Source organism: Verrucomicrobiota bacterium, from assembly GCA_037139415.1.
Lineage (GTDB): Bacteria > Verrucomicrobiota > Verrucomicrobiia > Limisphaerales > Fontisphaeraceae > JBAXGN01.
The window spans coordinates 1-6,486 of record JBAXGN010000291.1; the positions used below are offsets into that span (position 1 = coordinate 1).

Sequence of the window (6,486 nt, forward strand, 5' to 3'; positions counted from 1 at the left end):
GCCGCTGGTTTGACGAATGGCTGACGCAATGCGCGCAGAAAGAGAGTACGACAAAAAACGCCTTAATCGCCCTGATTGCCAACACCCCACAGACGGCGCCCCACGTGGACGCCACCCGGCAATACTTGCGGAACATCGCGGACCAAGGCCATTGGGATTTCCTGCCGCAAGAAAAACTGGTGGTCGTTTGAGCGGAACGCAGCCAGAAGCGATAATCAGGGCATGGCAACGATGCAGGGCTGCATCCAGCGCGTTGGGGCGTTACGAATACTACGAGGTGGGCAGGGTCTGTGGTTCCGTACCCCCTCACCTGTTTCCTCTCCCTCGGGGAGAGGATTGCATTATCCGGCTGAGGGAATCGGCTTAACGGATTCACTTTCTTTCGGGTAATTCCGCAGCCACGGGAACCCTCAAACAGCCGCTTCCAGCTTGAACCAAACCGAGCTTGAGGCAGCCCTGGCAAAGGTGCGGATGGCCGATTTTTGTATTTAATCGTACTTGAATAGGCATTAGAGCTATGGCTAAATCTCCCATTATTTTTACTCATGAATGCATACATATATAGCGCAATCGTCATTCTCTACGTGCTGGTCATGCTCGCCGTGGGGTATTGGTGCATGAAGCGCACCAAATCGGTGGGTGACTTTTTCCTTGGTGGACGCACGTTGGGGCCGTGGATGAGCGCGTTTGCCTATGGTACCACCTATTTTTCCGCCGTGCTGTTCATCGGTTACGCCGGACGCCTGGGTTGGGGGTTTGGCATCGCGACCATGTTCATTGTGCTGGGGAACACCTTGATTGGTTCGTTGCTGGCTTGGAAGGTGCTGGCGGGGCGCACCCGCGACATGACGGTTCGCCTGAACGCCATGACGATGCCCGAATTCCTGCGCACCCGGTATGATAGCAAGGCCATGCAGGTGATTGCCGCCTTGGTGGTCTTTATCTTTCTCGTGCCGTATTCCGGTTCGGTCTATATGGGATTGAGTTATCTGTTTCAGAAGGCGCTGGGGCTCGAATACAACACGGCCCTCATTTTCCTGGCGGTGTTGACGGGGGTGTATCTGGTCATGGGCGGCTATTTTGCGGTGGCGATCAGTGATTTTATCCGGGGCATTGTGGAATTCTTTGGCGTGTTGTTGATGATGATCTTGCTCGCCAACATGAAGGGCGGTTTCTTCGAGAGCTTTACCCAGTTGCTGGATCATAAACACATGCCCGCGTTGTTTCCCCCGCCGTTGCCGCCTGGCGCGCCGCTGTCCGCCATCCCGCAGTTCCCCGGCTGGCTGATTTTACTCTCGCTGGTGCTGATTACGAGCTTTGGCCCGTGGGCGTTGCCGCAGATGGTGCAGAAGTTTTATTCGATTCGCAGCAAGGCCGATGTCAACCGCGCCATGGTGATTGCCACCGTGTTTGCCTTGTTCATGTCGTTTGGCGCGTACTACAGTGGGGCGCTTACCCATCTGTTCTTTACCGATCCCAAAACTGATTTTATCCCCATCCTGAATGCGGCGACCAAAAAGCCGGATTTGGACCTGCTGATGCCGCATTTCTTGCTGACCTATGTGCCGCACTGGTTGGTGATGATCATCTTGTTACTGGTCTTTTCGGCCTCCATGTCCAGCCTTTCCTCGCTGGTGCTGGTTTCCAGTTCCGCCATTGCCATTGATATCTATGGGGCTTTTGTGAAGCGCGACGAAAAACCTGGCACCACCATGCTCCTGATGCGTATCTTGTGTGGTGTGTTCGTGCTATTGTCCTTGCTCATCGCGGTCAGCAAGGTGGATGTGATTGTGAACCTGATGGTGATCGCCTGGGGAGCGCTTTCCGGGGCGTTTCTGGCGCCTTATCTCTATGGGCTGTTCTGGAAACGCACCACGAAGGCCGGCGCTTTTGCCGGAATGTTGTCCGGGTTGGGGGTTGCGGTGGGGCTGTTTCTGTACTGGGGCAAGCCGGGCATTCCGGTGGCTGCCGCGTTGGCCATGGTGGTGCCGCTGGTGGTGGTGCCAGTCGTCAGTTTGCTGACGGAGCCGCCGCCCAAAGAGCTGATTACCAAAGCGTTCGGTGAGGAATGAGCCATGGATTGGGCATTCACCCCGTGCTGAAGGGTTTCCGCCCTCATTTGGCGGCTGAAGGACCGGTGTTGGGCATCCTTTTGTGCGTTTTTGGGCGCTAGCCAAATAATTCCAATAATGAATGCTTGCCAAAGCGGGGTATTTTCATACATTTAGCGGCTCGTTTTTGAATATTGATATGAATGACAATTTGATGAACGCGATTATCGCGATGACACCGCCACCGCAAAATGGCCAGCAATCCACCGCCCCTTGGTGGATGAACATGGTGCCGCTGGTGCTGATGGTGGTCGTCTTTTACTTTATCCTCATCCGCCCCCAGCAAAAGAAGGCCAAGGAATTGGAGGAATTGCTGAAAAACATCAAGTCGGGGAACAAGGTGATGACTTCCAGCGGTATCATTGGGATTGTCGTCAATGTCAAGGAACGCACCGTGACGCTGCGTTCCGCCGATACCAAACTGGAAGTGGTCAAGTCCTCCATTACCGAGGTCCTCGAACGTGAAGAAACCACGGCCGATGACGCTCCGCCCCGCAAAAACGCATAATCCATTTAGGGAATATCATGAATCGTTCACACTTCTGGAAACTGGCGCTCATCGTATTTGTCACCGCATGGGCGATTTTTGAACTCACGCCGCCCCAATCCAAGAATTTGCTGGAGGAGTTCCAGCGACGGGCGGTCAACATAGACACGAATTTCCAAGCCATCGTGGCGAAAGCCCAGGCCATGCAGGCCACCAATGCGGCGCGTGGGTATGGCAATATTGTTGATGCCACTGGCGGCGCGCAAATCACCAACTATTTTCCGTTCGTCAACCTTAGCCGCGAGCGCTATCCCTCGAATTATACGCGGGCCATCTTGAACCAGTTGCAGCGCGATGGCGCGGGCAAGATCAAGCTGGGGCTGGACCTTCAGGGCGGTACGTCCATCCTCGTCAAACTGGATACCAACCGCCTGCAATCCGCCAGCAGCAAACAGGACGCCCTGAACCAAGCCATGGAAGTCATGCGCAAACGCGTGGACCGCTTTGGGGTGTCGGAACCCATCATCCAGCCCGCTGGCGAAGACCGCATCCTTATCCAAATTCCCGGCCTGTCCGAAGAAGAGCGCGTCAGTGCCATCCGCCAGGTGCAACGCGCGGCCTTCCTCGAGTTCCGCATTGTACATCCGCAGAGTCGTGAGTTGCTGGAACAAAACCTCATTCCCCCCGGGTATGAGATCCTGAAGGAAGCCAAGCGCGGCCAGGATGGACGTGATATTCTGATTCCGCATTTGGTCGGCAAGAAGGCGGAGAAGGGGCTGACCGGTTCCTATGTGAAGCGCGCCATGCCGTCGCGTGACACGGTGACCGCCCAGCCGGAAATTACTTTTGAAATGACCACCGAGGGTTCCCGGCTTTTCGGCGAAGTGACGGAAGAGCACATTGGGCATCAACTGGCGATTGTGCTGGATGGCGTGCTCTATTCGGCGCCGACCATCCAAAGCAAAATCACCTCGAACGGACGCATCACGGGCAACTTTGATATTCGCGAAGCGATCGAGCTGGCCAATGTGCTTGAAAGTCCGCTGCAAACGCCAGTCAGCGTTGAGGAAATTCGCGAAGTGGACCCCTCGCTCGGCAAAGATTCCATCAACAGCGGGTTATGGGCGTCCATCGTCGGAACGGGGTTGGTTGCCTTGTTTATGGCGGGCTATTACTTGATTGGCGGGGTGGTGGCCAATATCGCCTTGATGTTGAACATCGTTACGTTGATCGGCGTGATGTGTTCGGTGGGCACCACGCTGACGCTGCCGGGCATCGCTGGTATCGTGTTGACGGTCGGTATGTCCGTGGATGCCAACGTGCTGATATTCGAGCGTATTCGCGAGGAATTGGCGGCGGGCAAATCCATCCGGGGGGCGGTGATTGCGGGCTATGATCGGGCCTTCGGAACGATTCTGGATTCGCACATGACCACCTTGATTTCCTCGATCATTCTGATTTACATGGGCACCGGGCCGGTGAAAGGATTCGGCGTCACGCTGACCATCGGTGTAAGCTTGAGCTTGTTTACCGCGTTGGTGGTTACCCGCTTGATTTTCGATTTCTTGTTGGCCAAGAACTGGATCAAGTCGCTGGCGATGTTCCATTTGATCAAGGTTTCCAATCTGGATTTCATGAAGCTGGCCAAGCCGGCCTTCATCACCTCCTGGGCGCTGATTATCATTGGTTGCAGCTACGGCGTCTATCGTGGCAAGGGCGTCTTGGGTGTGGATTTCCGGGGTGGTGACCGCATGACCATCGCGTTCGATCAAAAACAAAAAATTGACGTGGACAAGCTGCGCGTTGAAATCAGCAAGTTAAGACTCGGTGATTCGACGATTCAGTATGAACGGGACATCGCAAACAACCGTGAGACGCTGCAAATCGTCACGGATTTCAAGACCAGCCAGCAGGTGGAACAGGCGCTAAAGGCGACCTTCCCGCAAGCCAAGTTTGACGTGATTGGCCGCGATACCGTTGGCGCGGTGGTCGGCGGAGAAATTATGAAAGCAGCGTTCCTGGCGGCCATCATGGCCATGGCGGGCATTCTGGTGTACCTTGCCTTCCGCTACGAGTTCTCCTTTGCCTTTGGCGCGGTGATCGCCATCTTCCATGATATTTTCATGACGCTCGGCTGGTTCTTCCTGTCGGGTCGGGAATTGAGCGCGCCCATTGTGGCCGCCGTGCTTACCATCATCGGTTTCTCGGTGAACGATACCGTGGTGATCTTTGATCGTATCCGTGAGGATTTAAAGCTGGGGCTGCCCGGCTCGTTCCGCCAGTTGATGAACAAGGCGCTGAACCAGACCTTAAGCCGTACCCTGATCACCTCCGGCACGGTCTTTCTCTCAACGATGGCCTTGTATATCTTTGGCGGTGGCGCGGTGCATGACTTTGCCTTTACCTTCCTGGTCGGCATCATCACTGGCACGTACTCTTCGATCTATATCGCCAGCGCCATCGTGCTCTGGTGGCATAAAGGCCAGCGTCCGAAGATCGGCTCAACCGTCAGCACCTCAGTGGTGGATGCCACGGTGGCCAAGGCCGAGGCTTAAGCCGCCTTTTGAACATGCTTAATTTGACGAAACTTTATTGCGGTGTTGCGCAACCTGCCGACCATCTGCGTTACGGCCAGGGCCACGGCGCGCCGCGGACCGCTTCGGAACGCCGTCCCATTGTTGTTTGGAATATCACCCGGCGCTGCAACCTGAATTGCATTCATTGTTACTCGGATTCCGAAGCCAAATTTTATCCCGGCGAGTTGACGATGGAACAATGCCGTTCGGTGATGGACGACCTGGCTGCCTTCAAGGTCCCGGCGGTGCTGCTTTCCGGTGGCGAACCGCTCATTCATCCGAACTTTTTTGAGTTGGCCACCTATGCCCGCCAGCAAGGGTTGCGTTTGACGCTATCCACCAACGGCTTGTTGATTGACTTGGACACGGCCAAAAAACTGAAGGAACTGGGCTTCTCTTATGTGGGTATTTCGCTGGATGGCATCGGGGCCACCCACGATTATTTTCGTGGCAAACCGGGGGCGTTTGAAAAAACCGTGCAGGCCTTCCGCAACTGCAAGGCGGTCGGTCAGAAGGCCGGGTTGCGCCTGACCCTTTCCCCCAGCACCGTCAAAGATATCGTTCAAATCCTCGACTTCATCGAAGCCGAACAGATTGACCGAGTCTGCTTTTATCACCTTGTTTTTAGCGGACGCGGCGCGAATTTGATGGATGTCGAACCGTCCCTGACCCGCACCGCAATTGATGCAATTATGGATCGCACTGCCGCTTGGGTGGCAGCGGGACAAAACCGGGAGGTGCTGACGGTGGACCAACCGGCGGATGGCGCTTATATGTACCGGCGCTTGCTGCGCGAAAACCCGGAGCGCGCCAAAGAGGTTTACGAGTTGCTTAGCTGGAACGGCGGCGGTGCCAACAGCTCCGGCGTCGGTATCAGTAACATTGATACCCAGGGCAATGTGCATCCGGATCAGTTCTGGCAAACCCTCAACTTGGGGAATGTCAAGGACCGGCCTTTCAGTCAGATCTGGCAGGATGAATCCAATCCCATTCTCAAGGGTCTGCGCAACCGGTTGCCGCTGTTGAAAGGCAAATGCGGGTCCTGCCAATACTTGAAGATTTGCGGTGGCGGTTTTCGTGTGCGTGCCCTGCAGGTCTATGGCGACCCTTGGGCGCAGGATCCGGGGTGCTACCTGACCGACGCCGAAGCCAGTGGGAAGGCGTAAGCCGGACTGATTCCAAATCGCTATCAAGATGAGACTAATTCGCTGGTCTTTTGAGCTGCTGGCTTCGTTGCTCGCTCGTTACAGACCGCTGCGGGTATGTGCCTCGCTCGCGTCTCGCCAGCCGCCCAAAATCCTGCGCGCCTTAG

At 55.6% G+C, this 6,486-nt stretch carries 5 protein-coding genes; all 5 read left to right on the forward strand.

The window, feature by feature from the left end:
• A partial coding sequence (locus WCO56_28360; GenBank protein ID MEI7733516.1) for a hypothetical protein occupies positions 1 to 191 on the forward strand: 191 nt, incomplete at its 5' end.
• 354 nt (positions 192 to 545) lie between these two features.
• A complete protein-coding gene (locus WCO56_28365; GenBank protein ID MEI7733517.1) occupies positions 546 to 2,072 on the forward strand; it encodes a sodium/solute symporter in 1,527 nt (508 codons plus the stop codon).
• 178 nt (positions 2,073 to 2,250) lie between these two features.
• Entirely contained in the window at positions 2,251 to 2,619 is a 369-nt protein-coding gene (gene yajC / locus WCO56_28370; GenBank protein MEI7733518.1) for a preprotein translocase subunit YajC, read from the forward strand.
• A gap of 17 nt (positions 2,620 to 2,636) precedes the next feature.
• Positions 2,637 to 5,153: a protein translocase subunit SecD gene (gene secD / locus WCO56_28375; protein ID MEI7733519.1), complete on the forward strand. Its 2,517-nt coding sequence runs from the start codon at positions 2,637 to 2,639 to the stop codon at positions 5,151 to 5,153.
• A 14-nt stretch (positions 5,154 to 5,167) separates the two neighbouring features.
• Complete coding sequence (locus tag WCO56_28380) at positions 5,168 to 6,340, forward strand: radical SAM protein (protein MEI7733520.1); 1,173 nt, start codon at positions 5,168 to 5,170, stop codon at positions 6,338 to 6,340.
• Positions 6,341 to 6,486: the final 146 nt, after the last annotated feature.

What these genes read in the sequence shown, in the direction of transcription:
- WCO56_28365 (MEI7733517.1), top strand. Translation starts at nt 546, where the DNA reads ATGAATGCATACATATATAGCGCAATCGTCATTCTCTACGTGCTGGTC.
- yajC (MEI7733518.1), top strand. Translation starts at nt 2,251, where the DNA reads ATGAATGACAATTTGATGAACGCGATTATCGCGATGACACCGCCACCG.
- secD (MEI7733519.1), top strand. Translation starts at nt 2,637, where the DNA reads ATGAATCGTTCACACTTCTGGAAACTGGCGCTCATCGTATTTGTCACC.
- WCO56_28380 (MEI7733520.1), top strand. Translation starts at nt 5,168, where the DNA reads ATGCTTAATTTGACGAAACTTTATTGCGGTGTTGCGCAACCTGCCGAC.